At 53.5% G+C, this 16,862-nt stretch carries 16 protein-coding genes; 3 read left to right on the forward strand and 13 right to left on the reverse strand.

From position 1 onward, the window contains the following. Positions 1 to 549 carry a spore coat U domain-containing protein gene (locus V1603_RS17510; protein WP_166711589.1) on the reverse strand — a complete coding sequence of 183 codons (549 nt, stop codon included), beginning with the start codon at positions 547 to 549 and terminating at the stop codon, positions 1 to 3. Between the two features lie 12 nt (positions 550 to 561). Continuing rightward, positions 562 to 1,134, reverse strand: coding sequence for a spore coat protein U domain-containing protein (locus V1603_RS17515; RefSeq protein ID WP_116339047.1), 573 nt, complete (start codon positions 1,132 to 1,134; stop codon positions 562 to 564). Positions 1,135 to 1,563: 429 nt separating this feature from the next. Between V1603_RS17515 and V1603_RS17520 the strand changes: the two genes are divergently transcribed. Further along, on the forward strand, positions 1,564 to 2,823 hold the full coding sequence (locus V1603_RS17520) for a dicarboxylate/amino acid:cation symporter (protein WP_163329853.1): 1,260 nt from the start codon (positions 1,564 to 1,566) through the stop codon (positions 2,821 to 2,823). 104 nt (positions 2,824 to 2,927) lie between these two features. Here the strand turns inward: V1603_RS17520 and cheW are convergent, their stop codons facing one another. From cheW to flhD, 6 genes are all read right to left on the reverse strand, one after another. Then, complete coding sequence (gene cheW / locus V1603_RS17525) at positions 2,928 to 3,431, reverse strand: chemotaxis protein CheW (RefSeq protein WP_014884351.1); 504 nt, start codon at positions 3,429 to 3,431, stop codon at positions 2,928 to 2,930. A 19-nt stretch (positions 3,432 to 3,450) separates the two neighbouring features. Next, a complete protein-coding gene (gene cheA / locus V1603_RS17530) occupies positions 3,451 to 5,484 on the reverse strand; it encodes a chemotaxis protein CheA (protein WP_166711591.1) in 2,034 nt (677 codons plus the stop codon). Between the two features lie 4 nt (positions 5,485 to 5,488). After that, the gene (gene motB / locus V1603_RS17535) at positions 5,489 to 6,418 is read right to left on the reverse strand and encodes a flagellar motor protein MotB (RefSeq protein WP_061097847.1); all 930 of its coding nucleotides are present in this window, start codon (positions 6,416 to 6,418) and stop codon (positions 5,489 to 5,491) included. Next, positions 6,415 to 7,302 (reverse strand): flagellar motor stator protein MotA, encoded by an 888-nt coding sequence (gene motA / locus V1603_RS17540; protein WP_008500417.1) that lies wholly within the window; start codon positions 7,300 to 7,302, stop codon positions 6,415 to 6,417. Before motA ends, motB begins: the two co-directional genes overlap by 4 nt. 123 nt (positions 7,303 to 7,425) lie before the next feature. Next, complete coding sequence (flhC, locus tag V1603_RS17545; RefSeq protein ID WP_013096051.1) at positions 7,426 to 8,004, reverse strand: flagellar transcriptional regulator FlhC; 579 nt, start codon at positions 8,002 to 8,004, stop codon at positions 7,426 to 7,428. Between the two features lie 2 nt (positions 8,005 to 8,006). Beyond that, entirely contained in the window at positions 8,007 to 8,357 is a 351-nt protein-coding gene (gene flhD / locus V1603_RS17550; protein ID WP_028013654.1) for a flagellar transcriptional regulator FlhD, read from the reverse strand. A 797-nt stretch (positions 8,358 to 9,154) separates the two neighbouring features. Between flhD and uspC the strand changes: the two genes are divergently transcribed. Next, positions 9,155 to 9,583 (forward strand): universal stress protein UspC, encoded by a 429-nt coding sequence (uspC, locus tag V1603_RS17555; protein ID WP_395313019.1) that lies wholly within the window; start codon positions 9,155 to 9,157, stop codon positions 9,581 to 9,583. A gap of 16 nt (positions 9,584 to 9,599) precedes the next feature. On the opposite strand, the gene otsA is transcribed toward uspC, so the two are convergent. The 5 genes from otsA to araF form a co-directional block, all read right to left on the reverse strand. After that, the gene (otsA, locus tag V1603_RS17560) at positions 9,600 to 11,024 is read right to left on the reverse strand and encodes an alpha,alpha-trehalose-phosphate synthase (protein ID WP_116339039.1); all 1,425 of its coding nucleotides are present in this window, start codon (positions 11,022 to 11,024) and stop codon (positions 9,600 to 9,602) included. Then, positions 10,999 to 11,802 carry a trehalose-phosphatase gene (gene otsB, locus V1603_RS17565; RefSeq protein WP_116339037.1) on the reverse strand — a complete coding sequence of 268 codons (804 nt, stop codon included), beginning with the start codon at positions 11,800 to 11,802 and terminating at the stop codon, positions 10,999 to 11,001. The genes otsA and otsB overlap by 26 nt, the downstream gene beginning before the upstream one ends. A 176-nt stretch (positions 11,803 to 11,978) precedes the next feature. Then, on the reverse strand, positions 11,979 to 12,959 hold the full coding sequence (gene araH / locus V1603_RS17570; RefSeq protein WP_032644894.1) for an arabinose ABC transporter permease AraH: 981 nt from the start codon (positions 12,957 to 12,959) through the stop codon (positions 11,979 to 11,981). A 14-nt stretch (positions 12,960 to 12,973) separates the two neighbouring features. Further along, positions 12,974 to 14,488: an L-arabinose ABC transporter ATP-binding protein AraG gene (araG, locus tag V1603_RS17575; protein ID WP_163329849.1), complete on the reverse strand. Its 1,515-nt coding sequence runs from the start codon at positions 14,486 to 14,488 to the stop codon at positions 12,974 to 12,976. 71 nt (positions 14,489 to 14,559) lie between these two features. Then, positions 14,560 to 15,549 (reverse strand): arabinose ABC transporter substrate-binding protein AraF, encoded by a 990-nt coding sequence (gene araF, locus V1603_RS17580; protein ID WP_008500409.1) that lies wholly within the window; start codon positions 15,547 to 15,549, stop codon positions 14,560 to 14,562. A 787-nt stretch (positions 15,550 to 16,336) separates the two neighbouring features. Between araF and V1603_RS17585 the strand changes: the two genes are divergently transcribed. Further along, a complete protein-coding gene (locus V1603_RS17585) occupies positions 16,337 to 16,840 on the forward strand; it encodes a non-heme ferritin-like protein (RefSeq protein WP_116339031.1) in 504 nt (167 codons plus the stop codon). The last annotated feature ends 22 nt before the right edge of the window (positions 16,841 to 16,862 follow it).

Genomic DNA, 16,862 nt, shown 5'->3' on the forward strand with positions numbered 1-16,862 from the left:
TTACCATGACAAGGTCACGGTGAGCTGATCGGAATAGGTTCCTGCCGGGCTAAACCCGGTCAATAGCGCCACGCCAAAAAGGGGCAGCGCGATGTTATTGCTGTTGGTATAGGTCACCGGTATCGCCTGGTTAACGCCGATTTCGCTGTTCGCGGCCAGCGAACTGCTGCTGTACAGCCGGTACGGGACCATTTCCGTCCCGTTCGTACGTTTCATTCGGCGAACGGATGAATAATTCTGACCGCCATTAATACTCATAGTCAGCGCCACGCCCGGTGTGCAGGCGATGGACAAGGCCCCGTTTGGTACAAAGCTGGTGCTCACCGGCGCACTTTCCACGCCGTTATGGGTGCCAAAATCCAGCGTACCGAGAATTCCCCCGCTGCCGGTAGCCACTGCGCATCCCGGTACAATGGTCGCGCTGACCTTAAAGGATTGCGATGTTACCGCCCCCGCAGTGGGGAGCAGCAACAACCCGACGATTAGCGCGAAAAAAGGCTGCACGTGTCCCTCTGCGCTTTTGCGCAGACCTATAAAAAGTGCCTTCATGGCAGTGCAGATCTAATAGGTCACGCTGACGTTAATCGTGTCGGTATAGGTGCCCGGTACCACCGTAACGCTGTTACCGCCGCCGGTAATACGTCCGTAGAGGGTGTAACTGTCAACGCCCCCCGCCGTGGACGCGATCGGCAACGCGGCGTTATTAGCTACCACCGTGTTGAATCCGCTGTCGCTGTACAGGCTGTAAGCCACCCCCTGCGCCGTATTGGTCGTGTTTACCAGATAGCGCGCGGGCGTTCCCGGCGAGCCGACAACGGTGCCAGGTGCCGTGGAGTTGGTGTTGCCGGTGATCGCCACCGAATAGCTGGCGGTCGTGCATTGAATGGTGAAGGTATTTCCGCCGCTGGCGCCGGTTAGCTGCGTGGTCAGGGTGGAAAACGTTGCGGGATGGGTGCCGAAATCAAGTATCCCGAAGTTAATGCCGCTTTGGGCGGGCGATCCGTTAATCAGACAACCGTTTGTTAGCGTCAGCGTGGCGCCAATGGTGCCGTTGCTGGTGACGGCCAGGGCCTGATGGGCCGTTGTCGCAGTCAGCAACGTGCCTGCGCAGATCAAAAGGAGTTTTCTTTTCATTTACCACCCTCCAGAAGACGTCTCTGTTCCCTTGCGACATTTTATTTTTAACGTTCAAGATGTTAGCCCCGCTAAACCTTCCTCTGAGGGGGTTATTGAGAATTTAGTTTACGGATATCGCTTCGACCACCCGACGTGGGGCAGGCAAAACCCATGCCCTGACAGGATCATATGTAGATATAAAACAAGGGGTTAAATAATAATAAAGGAATATTCCTGCACTTTGACTGAGGATATATCCATAAAAGTGTGATTAGCGTCACAATATATCGTTCAGGGATTAACAACAAAATTAATAAAAATTAAAAAGGAGTTGTATCCCCCTACGCTTTGCGTCAATTTATGTGCCGAATAATTTCCCGCGCCGCAATAAAAAATTTATATGTATCGGCGCGGGCTACAACCGAAGCGCATAGAGGGTATTTTTTCGTGGCAAGTGCAAACAAACTCACACTCTTCATCGTGATATTCATGCTGGCGGGTATTCTTTCAGGGGCGGCAATTCACGAGTACGCATCTGCGGATGCCATCAAAGCCTGGTCGGATAATATTACCCTTCTGACCGATATTTTCCTCCGTCTGATCAAAATGGTTATTGCGCCGCTGGTCTTCAGCACGCTTACCGTGGGCATTATGAAGCTGGGAGAAACCTCCACCATTGGCCGCGTGGGCGGCAAAGCGATGGTGTGGTTTATCAGCTCATCCGTGCTCTCCATTCTGGTTGGACTGTTTATCGTCACGCTGGAGCGTCCGGGAAGCGGTCTGAACCTGACGGTCCCAACCGAGGCGGTAGATACAGGCCTGGCCGTGGGCGGGATGACGCTGAAAGCGTTCCTGTCTCACACCATTCCAACCAGTATCGCAGGGGCGATGTCGAACAATGAGATCCTGCAGATTGTGGTGTTCTCGATGTTCTTCGGCATTGGCGGCGCGTCGCTGGGGCAGAAATTCAACGCGCCGCTGGTGGCCGCGCTGGATGTGGTTTCCCATATCATGCTGAAGGTAACGGGTTACGTGATGTACGTTGCGCCGCTGGCCATCTTTGCGGCGATCTCCTCCGTCATTGCCACGCAGGGTCTTGGCATCCTGTTAAACTACGCCTCCTTTATTGGCGGCTACTACGTTGCCATTCTTCTCACCTGCATGGTGCTGCTGGCCGTGGGTTACATGGTGCTTAAAAAAGAGGTATTTCGCCTGGTCAGCATGCTGAAAGATCCGGTACTGGTCGCATTCACTACCAGCAGTTCTGAAGCGGCCTACCCTAAAACGCTGGAGCAGCTGGAGCGCTTTGGCTGCTCGCGCAACATCGCCTCTTTCGTTCTGCCAATTGGCTACTCCTTCAACCTGGTGGGGTCGATGGTGTACTGCTCTTTCGCCTCGATGTTCATCGCTCAGGCGTACAACATTCACCTGAGTTTCTCTGAGGTGACGGTGCTGATGCTGACCCTGATGCTGGCGTCGAAAGGGATTGCGGGCGTACCGCGTTCTTCGCTGGTGGTGCTGGCAGCGACCATTCCGAGCTTTAATATTCCTGTGGCGGGGATCCTGCTGCTGATGGGAATCGACCACTTCCTGGATATGGGGCGTTCCGCGATTAACGTGCTGGGGAATGGTATTGCGACCGCGATGCTGTCGCAGAATGAAGGTGCGCGGGAAGCGGAAGCTGAGCTGGTAAAGCAGGAAGCGTAAGGGCATGAAAAAGGGTGAGGCCTGGTGCCCTCACCCCGGCCCTCTCCCACAAGGAGAGGGAGCAAACACAAAAAACGGCAACCCGGTTGCCGTTTTGCATTTACCTACGCTACATGATTCGCCGCGATATCCAGCAGCGCCATCTCTTCGCTGTTCAGCAGCTTCTCAATGTTCACCAGAATCAGCATACGCTCGCCGAGCGCGCCCAGACCGGTCAGGTATTCGGTCGACAGCGTGACCGCAAATTCCGGCGCAGGGCGGATTTGGTCAGACGTCAGGGAGAGGACGTCAGATACGCCATCCACCACGATACCCACCACGCGCTGCCCCAGGTTGAGGACGATCACCACGGTGTTGTCATTGTAGTCAACGTCGCCCTGGCTGAACTTCACGCGCAGATCGACGATTGGCACAATCACGCCGCGCAGGTTGGTGACGCCTTTAATAAACGCAGGCGTGTTCGCGATGCGGGTAACCTGGTCGTAACCGCGAATTTCCTGCACTTTCAGGATATCGATGCCGTACTCCTCATCGCCCAAAGTGAAGACCAGGAATTCCTGCCCTGATGGCTCGCCCGCCAGTTTCGTTACATTACTCATACCGGTCATGTTATTACCTTCTACTTAATCAGGCGGCTGTGTACGCCACACGTTGTTCACGATTTAATCCCTGAAGCGCCGACACGTCGACGATCAGCGCCACGCTACCATCCCCCAGGATGGTGGCAGCAGAAATACCCGGCACCTTGCGGTAGTTGCTTTCGAGGTTCTTCACCACCACCTGGTGCTGACCAATCAGCTGATCGACCAGCAGCGCGTAGCGGCGGCCCGCGCTTTGCAGGATCACCACGATACCCTGCGTGGCCTCGGTCTTCGCCCCGTCCACTTCGAACACTTTCCACAGCTCGACCAGCGGCAGGTACTCACCGCGCACCTCAAGCACGCGCTCGCCGCCCGCCAGCGGATGCAGATCTTCCTCACGCGGCTGCAGGGATTCCATCACGGCATTCAGCGGCAGAATGAAAACTTCGTCCGCCACTTTCACCGACATACCGTCGAGGATCGCCAGCGTCAGCGGCAGCAGAATACGGATGGTGGTGCCGGAACCCTGTTTAGACTGGATCTCAACGTGGCCGCCCATCTCCTGGATGTTACGCTTCACCACGTCCATGCCGACGCCGCGCCCGGAAACGTCCGTCACCTGCTCGGCGGTCGAGAAGCCCGGCGCGAAGATGAGCATGCCCACCTCTTCGTCGGTCATGTTTTCATTCACCGCCATCCCCTGCGAAATGGCCTTCGCCAGGATGCGCTCGCGGTTAAGACCGGCACCGTCGTCGGTCACTTCGATGCATATGTTCCCGCCCTGATGTTCCGCTGAGAGGATCAGGTTCCCGACCGGGGATTTCCCGGCGGCAATGCGGTTTTCCGGCAGTTCGATACCGTGGTCCAGGCTGTTACGCACCAGGTGCGTTAACGGGTCGATGATGCGCTCGATCAGGCTCTTATCCAGCTCCGTTGAGCTGCCCATCAGGGTCAGTTCAATCTGCTTATTCAGCTTGCTGGCGAGGTCGCGCACCAGGCGCGGGAATCGGCTGAAGACATATTCCATCGGCATCATGCGGATGGACATGACCGATTCCTGCAGATCGCGGGCGTTACGCTGCAGCTGGCCCATGCTGGTGATCAGATCGCCATGCGTGACCGGGTCCAGTTCATTGGAGCGCTGCGCCAGCATGGACTGGGTGATTACCAGTTCGCCAACCAGGTTAATCAGCTGATCGACCTTCTCAACGGCAACGCGAATGCTGGTGGACTCGCTGGAGCGCGCGGCCGGTTTTTCAGCGCGGCCAGGTGCTGCGGTCTCTTTTGGCACAGCCTTCAACGCCGGTGCCGCAGACGCAACAGCCGGTGCCGCAGCCTGGGCAACGACGGCAACCTCTTCTGCTGCAGCCGGCGCTTCTGCCGCGGGGGTTTCCGTTTCGAAAGCAATCTGGTCGGCTTCAATCACAAAGCACAGCACCGCCACGATATCGTCCTGACTGATACCGTCATCGAGGGTCGCCGCGAGGCTGTCTTTGCCTTTCACCACATTGCTTAACTTCGCCAGGTTGCCCAGCTCTTCTTCCAGCAGGTTAACTTCGCTCTCTTTCAGGCGTGACAGCACAACGCGCAGTTTGCCCGCTTGCGCAGCGGGCGCGGCCTCTTCAGCAGCAACCGCATCAACAACGCTCAGTTTTGCCGCAGGGACAACGGCTGCAGCGACCTCACCTTTTGCTTCCAGGGCGAGCTGGCGCAGCGCATTGCAGATGTATTCAAAGCTGGCGGCATCAGGCTCTGCCGAACTTTTATAGGCGTCGAGCTGTTCCTGCATAATATCTTTGGTTTCCAAAAACAGGTTGATAATGTCGGTATTGAGCTGCATCTCACCGCGTCGTGCTTCATCGAGCAGGTTTTCCATTAAATGGGTCGTTTCCTGCAGGATGGTAAATCCAAACGTTCCGGCTCCGCCTTTAATGGAATGCGCCGCGCGGAAGATGGCATTGAGCTGCTCGGAGTCCGGTGCTTCGGGCACTAGATCGAGCAAATGTTGCTCCATATCCGCCAACAATTCGTCGGCTTCATCAAAGAATGTCTGATAAAAATCGCTAATATCCATGCTCACGCTATCACCTCGGATTGGCTGGTGGCGATGTTGGAACGGCAGCCGCAGGGACGGCCCCAGGCTGTTTTAAATCGTCCAGTGACTCATTCTGACTTTCGGCGTTTTCATGCAGGATGGCCTGCTCCGCCTGCTGGTTCAGCACTAAAAGACTGATACGACGGTTGATGGCGTCATCCGGCCCGCGGTCGGAGACGCGCATGGTTGCTGCCATGCCGACCACGCGCAGTACCTTGCCATCATCAAGCCCACCTGCCACCAGCTCGCGACGCGAGGCGTTGGCACGATCGGCAGAAAGCTCCCAGTTGCTGTATCCCTTCTCCCCACTGGCGTACGGGAAATCATCCGTGTGGCCCGACAGGCTGATTCGGTTAGGAATACCGTTCAGCACCGGGGCAATAGCGCGCAGAATATCGCGCATGTAAGGTTCAACTTCCGCACTCCCGGTTTTAAACATCGGGCGGTTCTGGCTGTCGATAATCTGAATGCGCAGCCCTTCCTGGACCAGATCGATTTTCAGGTGCGGACGCAGTGCGCGCAGTTTGGGATCCGCTTCAATCAGCTGATCGAGATCGCCACGCAGCTTTTTCAGGCGCGCCTGCTCCATCTTTCGTTTCAGCTCGTCGATGTTCGGCTCTTTTTTCACCTCACCCTTCTGCTGGGTGTAATCATCGCCGCCGCCAGGAATGGGGCTTTCGCTGTTAGAGATACGCTGCCCACCGGTCACTGCCGTCGCCAGCGGGGTACGGAAATATTCAGCAATCTGGATAAGCTCCTTCGGGCTGGAGATGGAGATCAGCCACATCACCAGAAAGAACGCCATCATTGCGGTCATAAAGTCGGCGTACGCGATTTTCCAGGAGCCGTGGGAACCATGTCCGCCGCCCTTGTGCTTGCGTTTTTTTACGATGACGATCGGATGGGACTGGTTTTTCATGCGTCCTCAGTTGTCGTCTGTTGGTTTGGGTTTTTCACCGCGCGCACGTGTTCTTCAAGCTCGATAAACGACGGACGCTCGCTGGAGTAAAGCGTTTTACGGCCAAATTCAACCGCGATCGGTGGCGCGTAACCGTTGAGGTTAGAGAGCAGCGTGATCTTCACGCACTGCATCATTTTGGTGGTTTCCGCGCTCTTCTGGCGCAGTACGCTTGCCAGCGGAGAGATAAAACCGTAAGCCAGCAAAATACCGAGGAAGGTACCCACCATCGCATGGGCAATCAGCGCGCCCAGTTCGGCCGCCGGGCGATCCGCTGAGGCCAGGGCGTGTACTACCCCCATGACCGCCGCCACGATACCAAACGCCGGAAGGGAGTCGCCCACCAGCGCCAGGCTGTTGGCCGGCACTTCTGATTCGCTTTCGTGGGTTTCGATCTCTTCGTCCATCAGCGCTTCGATTTCAAAGGTGTTCATATTGCCGCTGATGATGAGTCGCAGATAGTCGACGATGAAATCCAGCATCATGGCGTCCGCCAGAATGCGCGGATAGCTGGCAAAAATCTCGCTCTCTTTCGGGTTTTCAATATCCCGTTCGAGCGAGAACATTCCCTGCTGTCGCGACTTCGCCATCAGGCGATAGAGCAGCGCCAGCAGATCCATATACATGCTTTTGGTGTATTTCGAGCGACGGAACAGCAATGGAATTGCTTTCAACGTGCCCTTGATCGATTTACCGTTGTTACCAACGATAAAAGCCCCTACCCCTGCGCCGCCGATGATAATAAGTTCAGCCGGTTGATAGAGTGCTCCAAGGTGCCCGCCGGTCATCATGTAACCGCCGAAAACTGTACCGAGAACTACCAGGTAACCTAATAAGATAAGCACGACATCATCCTTCCGCTAGTGACTATGGCAAGGACGTCCAGTTCGCAGCGTTTACCGTTTGCGGGGTAAAAAAAAGCAGCGGTAATTGCTTACCGCTGCTGGAATCTTGCCCACACGTTCGGGTTAAACAGCTTGTTCGATCTGTTCATCCAGCAGTTGTGGAATAATATCGGCAGCATCCCGGGAAAGTTTACGTCTTTTTACTGCGCGGGATGGCGGCTGACATAAACTACAGGCGAAGCTGCCTGCAGGCTGATGAGCATGGGTAATAAAATTGCCATCGCAGCAATTGCAGCGCGACAGTTCAAGCATTCCGCTCTCAACAAAACGCACCAGCGTCCATGCGCGGGTCAGCGCCAGCAGAGGGCCTTCTTCCTGCTGTGGGCATTGTTCAAGGTAAAGTTTGTACGCTTTGATCACGGCGTCTACGCCGCTACACAAACCGGTTTTGAGAAGATACTGCCAGGCATTACAGAACATGGAGGCGTGGATATTCTGCTCCCAGGTCATAAACCAGTCCGTAGAAAACGGCAGCATGCCTTTCGGCGGGGGACTACCACGTAACTCTTTATACAGTTTGATGAGGCGACCACGGCTCAGCTGAGTCTCGCTTTCCAGCATTTGTAAACGAGCACCCAGCGTAATCAGCTCCATGGCCAGCTGTATGTCACGCGCTTCCTGAACAATGCTTTTTTCGCTCATTGCTAGGCCCTTTTCTTACGGGCTGCGTCATCAGGCTGGCTGATGTCGCTAAGCAAGCGAGTGGAGAGCAGAATACCGGTATGGATCTGTTGGAGATCGTCAACGCGGGATTCCTGCGTCAGACGCGTTATCGTCTGCGGATTATCAAAACGGAACTGGCACACCAGTTGATTCGTTTCCGCCAGTTTTACCATCTGTGGGAGGGTTAACCCACCCAGCATGGTTGCCATTTCTTCGTTAATACCCAGACGAAACATCGCGGACGCTTTGTCCTGACTAATTAAACGCTGCGCGAGCAGTAAATATGACAAATTGATGTCATAGATATGTTTTAGCAACTCGGATGTATGCATTGTTCCCATCCCGAATAACCAACTATTATTTTTATGCGGAAAGACCGCACCCCGTGATGTCGCCGGGAAATCACCCGGTATAAAAAAGAAAAGGCTAAATGCATAGTTGAATCTAGGTTTGTATTCATCGAAACGCGCAAGGGATGCAACAGGGTTACATCTCTGACACGGTTTATCATTTCTTACAAATAACTAAGATTTTTCCTAATTCGACGCAAACTCTACTCGTCAGATTTGCCACATACAATGCAGGCACCCTCAAATTTAAAAAAAATGTGATCCACGTCACATAATTTAAGCGAATACACCCCATAAATCCATCAGTATGACTTCTAATTTGCTCATTTTTTGCTCAATCAGCACTGTTTTGTATTCTTAATCGACGAATACTCATGCATAAGCGTGAGCAAAAGTGGCATGCAACGTGCTTTTACCATTACGTGCAGCATCAGCAATCGTTTACATCCCATATGTTTCAGGGACACATTTTGATTACCTCTATAAAACATATAGTTATGCATAGCGGCCGAAAAAATTGTTTCTGCGCGTAATCATTTGAAATGCGTTTATAACTTGTTAAAACCATTTGATAGCGAAAGCGCAGATTTGTGTGACTTACGTTAAGTTGTTAATTTTTTTTCATTTAGGCTCGTTTTTTAGTTATTCTTCTTATAAGAATAATTAATGAATAATTATGATTAGCTTCACACTAATGTCGTATTCAACTCTTGCGGAACCAGGAAATTCGCGGTAATGGTGATGTAACGCTGCCTGTCAGACATCTTAAGGAGTGCGCCATGAGTTACTCCCATTTTCTTGTTTCTGTTGCTGTTTCCCCCGAAAGCCACCAGCTTGTCGCCCGGGCCGTTTCGATCGCCAGGCCCCATAATGCGCGCATCAGCCTCATCACCCTTGAGGCCGAACCCGAGATGTACAATCAGCTGGCGGCCCCCATGCTGGAAGATATTCGTGAGGTATTGCAGGAAGAAACACAGCAGTTTCTGCGAGAGCTTGTCGAAAAAGCAGATTACCCTGTACATGAAACCGTTATTGCGACGGGGGAACTGAATGCCCATATTCTTGATATGTGCCGCAAGCAGAATATTGATTTAGTGATTTGCGGGAACCATAACCACAGCTTTATATCGCGGGCTACCTGTGCGGCAAAATCTATTATCGCCTCAAGCGAGGTAGACGTGCTGTTAGTACCGCTTGGGGGGGCTTAACCCCCCCAGAGGAAAATCAGGCGAGTTTAGGGAAGGTCGCGATCTTTTTTTGCAGATCGCCTTCATGACTTTGCGGGGTTATTTCGCGTAGATCCTCGATAAAACGCGCCTGCCAGTGATTAATATCGTTTTTACGGATCGTCTCCATCATTTCGGCATGGCGGGAAATTCGCTCCGTCAGCGGCATTGTCAGGGCGCGGTTGAGGGCGTTAGCCACATCATCCCGATCGTAAGGATTTACGAGCAGCGCAGAGGTCAGTTCGTTCGCAGCCCCGGCAAACTGGGAAAGCACCAGCACGCCCGGATCCGCAGGGTCCTGAGCCGCCACATACTCTTTTGCCACCAGGTTCATCCCGTCACGCAGCGGCGTGACCAGCCCCACGTCCGCGTAGCGGAAGACCTTCATCAGGATCTTACGGTCAAAATGCTGATTCAGATAAAAGAGCGGCGTCCAGCCCAGCTGGCCGTAGCGCCCGTTGATGCGCCCCGCTTCTGTCTCCAGTTGATGACGGATGTCCTGGTAGGCCTGGACTTCCCCGCGCGACGTTGGCGCGATCTGGGTATAGCGGATTTTACCGTGGTGTTGGGGGTATTTATCCAGCAGCGTTTCATAGGCCAGGAAGCGTTCCGGCAGCCCTTTGGAATAATCCAGACGCTCTACCGAGAAGATATTCTTCACATGCTTGAGTTCATTCTTAAGCTGCGCCAGCTTCGGCGGCAGCGGGCCGGAAGCCTGTTCCGCAATTTCGTCGGGTTCAATCCCTATTGGATACACTTCGGTATGGAAGGTTTTCCCCCACGCCGTATGGCTTTTACCGCCCCTGGTGACCAGACGCGCTTTGCCTGATACTGAGTCCAGAAACGCGAGACGGTCATTTTCGGTCTGGAAGCCCAGCAGGTCATAATCACACAGCGCCTCCAGCAGCTCTTCATGCGGCGGCAGCGCGGTGAAAATCTCCGGCGTCGGGAAAGGAATATGCAGGAAGAAGCCAATCCGGTTATTGACTCCCCTTTTACGCAGCTCCCGGGCGAAGGGCAGCAGGTGATAATCGTGGATCCATAAAATATCGTCTTCTTCTATTAAAGGCAGCAGTTTATCCGCCAGCAGTGCATTTACGCGCGAATAGCCCTCGAAGGACTCACGCTGGAATTTCACCAGGTCAAGACGATAGTGAAACGCAGGCCACAGGACGGCGTTGGAGAACTGCGAGTAATACTCGTCATAGTCTTTCTCCTTTAACGCAAATGATGCCCACGTAATGTTCCCGCGCGTCACCTTTTTAAGCGGTTTCTCTTGTTCATTGATTTCACCACTCCAGCCAAACCACAGCCCGCCAGCGGCTTTTAAGGCACCTAATACCCCTACCGCCAGGCCACCTGCACTGGCTTTTTTATCATCAGGCGGTGCAATTCGGTTAGAGACGACGACTAAGCGACCCATAATGGTTTCCCCCTTTGTTTTGCGCTATTTGTTGTTGTTGCTGGTTAGCGATATCAGAAATCCACTGCCAGACACCGGCGACATTCGCCAGACGCCATTCAGCGACAGTGTCACCAGGCCCCACCTTAACGGCGATCCCTCCGGCCTGTTTCACCACGCGAAACCCGGCCTCATCGGTCAGGTCATCGCCAAAAAATACCGGTGTACGTCCCTTAAATGGCGGTTCCGCCATAAACGCCGCAATAGCAGCGCCCTTATTAATGCCCTCAGGTTTTATCTCAACGACGCATTTCCCCGGCTGCAGCGCAAGCTGCGGGTGTGCATCGGCCACGCTGCGGGCAATCGCAAAGATCGCCGCTTCGTGATGCGGAGCCTGCCGATAGTGCAAGGCGAACGCCATGCCTTTCGCTTCCAGTTCCGTGCCCGGGAGCGATGCCAGCGCTAAGGAGAGTTCAGTCTGTAACGCCTGAATTAAGGTATCGGGGAGTGATACAACATGCAGTTGATCATGGATATCGCGGCGCTCCGCTCCGTGTACACCGGCTAGCGGAAAGTGGTAAGGACTGGCGAGCACGTCCAGCTCGGCCATTGAGCGCCCTGAAATCAATGCCAATGCGCCCTCGTTCAGTCGAGAGAGCTGCTGCAAATTCTCTAACACCGTATCCGGTACGACCACGTCGTCAGGATGCGGCTGGATCCCGGCGAGCGTCCCGTCGAGGTCAAAAAAGAAAGCATATTTTCCGGGCAGTACAGGCGGTGCGGTTAACAAGTCAGCCACCCTAATCCTCCTTACGGTTTACGAGAGGTAAACGCCTTTACCTCTTTCATAGCCATGTAAGTATAGACAGTGTGATGGGCCTCGCCATTTGACAACCGCCCCGCCAGCAAAACTGGCGAGGCGGTTCAGGGGTCAACTATGGTTATTAGTTGAGCAATAAAAAGTCAGCGCTGGAGTTACACGGTACGCTTCGCTTTTTGCTTGTAACGGTCGAAAATCACGGCTGCCAGCAGGATCAGGCCACGCACGACGTACTGAGAGAACGGCGAAATATTCAGCAGGTTCATGGCGTTCTCCACCGTGCCCAAAATCAGGATACCGGCCACCACATATGAGATTTTTCCGATGCCGCCTTTGAGGGAAACGCCCCCTAAAACGCAGGCTGAAATGACGATCAGCTCATAACCAATAGAGGTCATAGGCTGTCCGCTGGTCATACGCGAGGCCAGAATAATCCCGGCAGCGGCGGAGACCAGTCCCGAGAGCACAAAGATAATAATCTTGGTTCGTACGACTGGCACCCCTGCCAGACGCGCCGCTTCTTCATTACCGCCGATCGCCAGCGTGTTACGACCAAAGGTGGTGCGGTTCAGCAGGAAGCCGAACAGGATCAGGCAGGCCACGGTGAGCCAGATAGGCGCCGGCAGGCCCAGCCAGTTAGCATAGCCCAGCGTAAAGAAGCGCTCGTCTTCAATCCCCACCGCTTTGCCGTCGGAGATGATATAGGCCAGACCGCGCACTATCTGCATCGTCGCAAGCGTGGTGATCAGGGCGTTAATCTTCAGGCGTGCGATAACAAAACCGTTCACCAGACCGCTGATGACGCCGAGCAACAGACCGGCAAAAACGCCAATCCACAGGCTTTCCGTCATGTTGATCACCACCGCCGTGGTGACGCCCGCACAGGCGATAACCGAGGCTACCGACAGGTCGAAATCACCGGAGGCCAGACAGAAGAGCATACCGCAGGCCACCATGCCGGACATGGAAATAGCCAGCCCCAGCCCTTTCATATTAATAAAGGTGGCAAAATTAGGCACGAAGATCGCACAGGCGATGAAGAGTGCGGCAAAGACCACCAGCATGCCGTACTGATCCCAGATACGGCCAAAACTGAATGCCGACTTCGGCGCTCCGGATGTAGTAACAGAGGACATCATTAACTCCTTACTCAGGCGACTGCCTGGCTGACTTTAGGCATGGCGAGGTTCAACGCCTGTTGTTCATTCGCCTGTTCATGAAGTAATTCACCGGCGATTTCACCTTCCCGCATCACCACAATGCGGTCGGCAACGCCAAGCACCTCAGGCAGATCGCTGGAGGCGAACAGCACCGCCACGCCGCGTTTTGCCAGTTCATAGATCACGTTGTAAATCTCGTGTTTTGCGCCCACATCAATACCGCGCGTCGGCTCGTCCAGCAAAATGACCTTCATATCTTCCGACAGCCAGCGGCCCAAAATGGCCTTCTGCTGGTTCCCTCCTGAGAGATTCATAATCAGCTGTTCCGGGCCGGGGGTTTTGATGTTCAGCGAGCGAATATGGTGGTCGGCGTTGCTCGACTCCCAGCCGTCGTTTATCAGGCAGCCCGCGCGGATAAACTTACGGCGGGCAGAAATGTTGATGTTGTCGCGCACCGAATGCACTGGAATGATCCCCTCCGCCTTGCGGTCTTCAGGGCAGAGCATCATTCCGGCCCTGATTGCATGGGCAGGTTTCTGAATATCCACCGGCTCGCCGTCAATGGAGACCTGGCCTGCGGTAATGCGGGTACCGCCGAACAGTCCTTTCATCAGCTCGCTGCGCCCGGCCCCCACCAGACCAAACAGCCCGACGATCTCACCGCTGCGAACGGATAACGAAACCGGCGTTCGCACGCCTGGCGCTTTGACGTTGTCCAGGCGCAGGCGTTCAGGACCGTACTCGCGCGGTTTCCAGTGATAAATATCGCCCAGATCGCGCCCGACCATCGCCTGAACGAGCTGATCATGGTTAACCTGCTGCATATCGGTAAAGGTGCGCACATAACGCCCATCTTTAAATACGGTGATGGCATCGCTCAGGGCAAAAATCTCCTCCATGCGGTGCGAGACATACAAAATGGTGCGGCCTTCCTGACGCAGCTCGCGGATCACGCGGAACAGGTTTTCGATTTCACGCGCGGAGAGCGAACTGGTGGGTTCATCAAAGGCAATAATTCTGGCGTTACGCGCCAGCGCCTTTGCAATTTCAACCATCTGCCACTGGCCGATGGAGAGGTATTTCAGCGGCGTCTGGGGATCGACGTCCAGACCCAGGTGTTTAAGCTGCAGCCCCGCTTCATAATTAAGTAGCGAACGATTCACCACGCCGCTTTTGTGCGGAAGCTGCCCTAAATAGATGTTTTCAGCCACGGTCATCTCAGGGATGAGGTGCAATTCCTGATAGATAATGGCGACACCAGCGTTGAGCGCCGCCGTGGTATCGGCGAAGGCCACCTCTTCGCCGCGAATGGCCAGCGTGCCGGTTGTTGGCGCGTAGTTGCCGCTGAGGATTTTTAGCAGCGTGGATTTCCCCGCTCCGTTTTCCCCCATCAGGGCATGAACCTGGCCGGCATAGCAGTCGAAGCTGATATCGGTCAGCGCGTTAACACCGGGAAACGTTTTCCCGATGCCGCGAAAAGAGAGATACGGATTAGACTGTTGCATAACGACTCCGTGATTCCTGTAGTGTGTACGTCTGGCCCCTTACGGCGAGTAAGGGGCACAATCACAGCGTATTACTTACCGCCCAGTCCTTTTTTCGCCAGTTCCTCTTTGAAGTTGTCGCGGGTAATCAGCACCACGTCGGTCACTTCTGTAAATTTCGGCGGTTCTGCCCCTTTGGTTACCCAGTTGTAGAGCATTTCGCTGGATTTGTAGCCATGGACGTCCGGGCTTGGCAGCAGAGAGCCGTAGAAGCCGGTGGCCTGCGCTTTGGACAGCTCGCTCACCGCATCCACGCCGTTGATGCCGATCCCAATGACGTCTGGCGCTTTGAAGCCCTGGCCTTCCGTCGCGCGCACGCCGCCCAGCACGGTGTTATCGTTCATGCCGACCACCAGCCAGTGTTTCACTTCCGGGTGCTGGACCAGCATGGAGTTCGCGGCATCAAAGGCACCCGGGATGTCGTTAGATTTGGTAGGCACTTTGTAGATCTGTTTTTCCGGGAAGCCGGCCGCTTTCAACGCGTCCATTGAACCGGTCGTACGGCGACGCGCCGTGTCCAGCTCGTCCGCGGTGATAGCCATGACGGCGGTCTCTTTCACATCCCAGCCGCGTTTCTGCATCTCCTTATAAAGTTCCTGCCCCTGACGTTCACCGATTTTGGTCGCCGCCATCATGACCAGTGGAACGCTGTCCATGGGTTTGCCTTTGGCGTTAACGAACTGATCGTCAACCGCAATAACCTTCATGTCGTAACCGCGGGCTTTTGCCGCAATTGCTGACCCAAGTTTGGGATCCGGGGTACAGATAACAAAGCCTTTCGCGCCGCTGGCCGCCAGGCTGTCGATGGCGTTCAGCGTTTTCTCACCGTCCGGCACGGCGATTTTAATCACCTCAAAACCTAAATCTTTTCCGGCTTTATCAGCGAATTTCCACTCGGTCTGGAACCAGGGTTCTTCCGGCTGTTTTACCAAAAAACCGAGTTTTAAATTCTCAGCGATAGCGGATTGTGACATAACGGCAGCCAGACCGATGGCCGCCAGCGCTTTAGTAAATTTGTGCATGGTAAACTCCAGCTTTAGCATTCTTTTCTGTAGGGAAGATTTGCGTGCTTCTTATTTAATCGGACTTAAAACAAGGCATTAGCGCTTACCTCGTCATAAGCGTTATTGCTGGTGATAGTTTTAGCGGGAAATTAATCATCCATAAGAGAGCCCCATCACACCGCAGAATTACAGTAATTGCGTACATAAATTCAGCGAAAAATGACATAAAAATGGCATGAATTGTCAGACAAATGAAAGGGAGGTCAGCAGAATAATCCATAAGATTAGCTAAGAAATCCCTGATGCCTTACGGGGGTGGCGCTGCGGCTATCGCCTGACGAGGGAACCATGCTTTTTATCAAAAAAGCGAAAGAGGCATAAAAAGGCGTTATTCCTTAAAAATTGATTTAGCGCAAATTTAGTAACGCATCATATATTTGAAATGAATAATCTGTATTTATTTTTTTTACAGAGCATTATTCCGGCTAAATATTCACGAACATAAATCAGTACAACCAAAAAGACACTTACCTTTTAATATCAATAACTTAATTAATTTTCATTTGGTGGCTATATATTTGTATTTTTGTACTATATTAAACTTTGTAATGTATGGTAAACACAGCCTAATTAAGAGTTTTCTTAATCATAAGACAAAGGTATGCTTATTTATATCGAACACAGGAAGTGAATTTTCGATCGACTTCAGTTACTGCAGAAATTGCATTTCTGTTTTTCTTCGCATTTGCCTGGCTGTCAGGTTAAGCAGCGGACATCACGTCCCACAGTCTATAAGGATATGAGTATGGCTACCCAAACGATGATGCAAAAACTTAACGCGCAGATGAACCTTGAGTTCTACGCCTCGAATCTGCACCTTCACTTAAGCGCATGGTGTTCTGAGAAAAGCCTCACGGGCTCTGCCACGTTCTTTCGCTCACAGGCACAAAGCAACGTCACCCATATGATGCGCGTCTTTAACTTCCTGAAGGCCGCAGGGGCTAACCCGGTAGTTAAAGCCCTCGATGGGATCAACGAAAATTACTCTTCTCTGGAAGAACTGTTTCAGAAAACGCTGGAAGAGCATGAGCAACGCTGCACGACGCTCAACAGGCTGGCCGATGAAGCCAGAGCACAGCATGACATTACCACCCTTAAATTTTTACGCGATATGGACAAAGAACAGCAGCAGGACGGTATGCTGCTGAAAACGCTGGTGGATGAGATCCATAATGCCCGACAGGCAGGTTTATGCCCGGAACAGGCCGACCGCCACCTGCTCGACCTGGTGGCGGTGCAGCATCACTAAGCGTTTTAACCTGCCCTTTCCC

Source organism: Enterobacter sp. ECC-219 (genome assembly GCF_043966805.1).
Taxonomy (GTDB): domain Bacteria; phylum Pseudomonadota; class Gammaproteobacteria; order Enterobacterales; family Enterobacteriaceae; genus Enterobacter; species Enterobacter cloacae_N.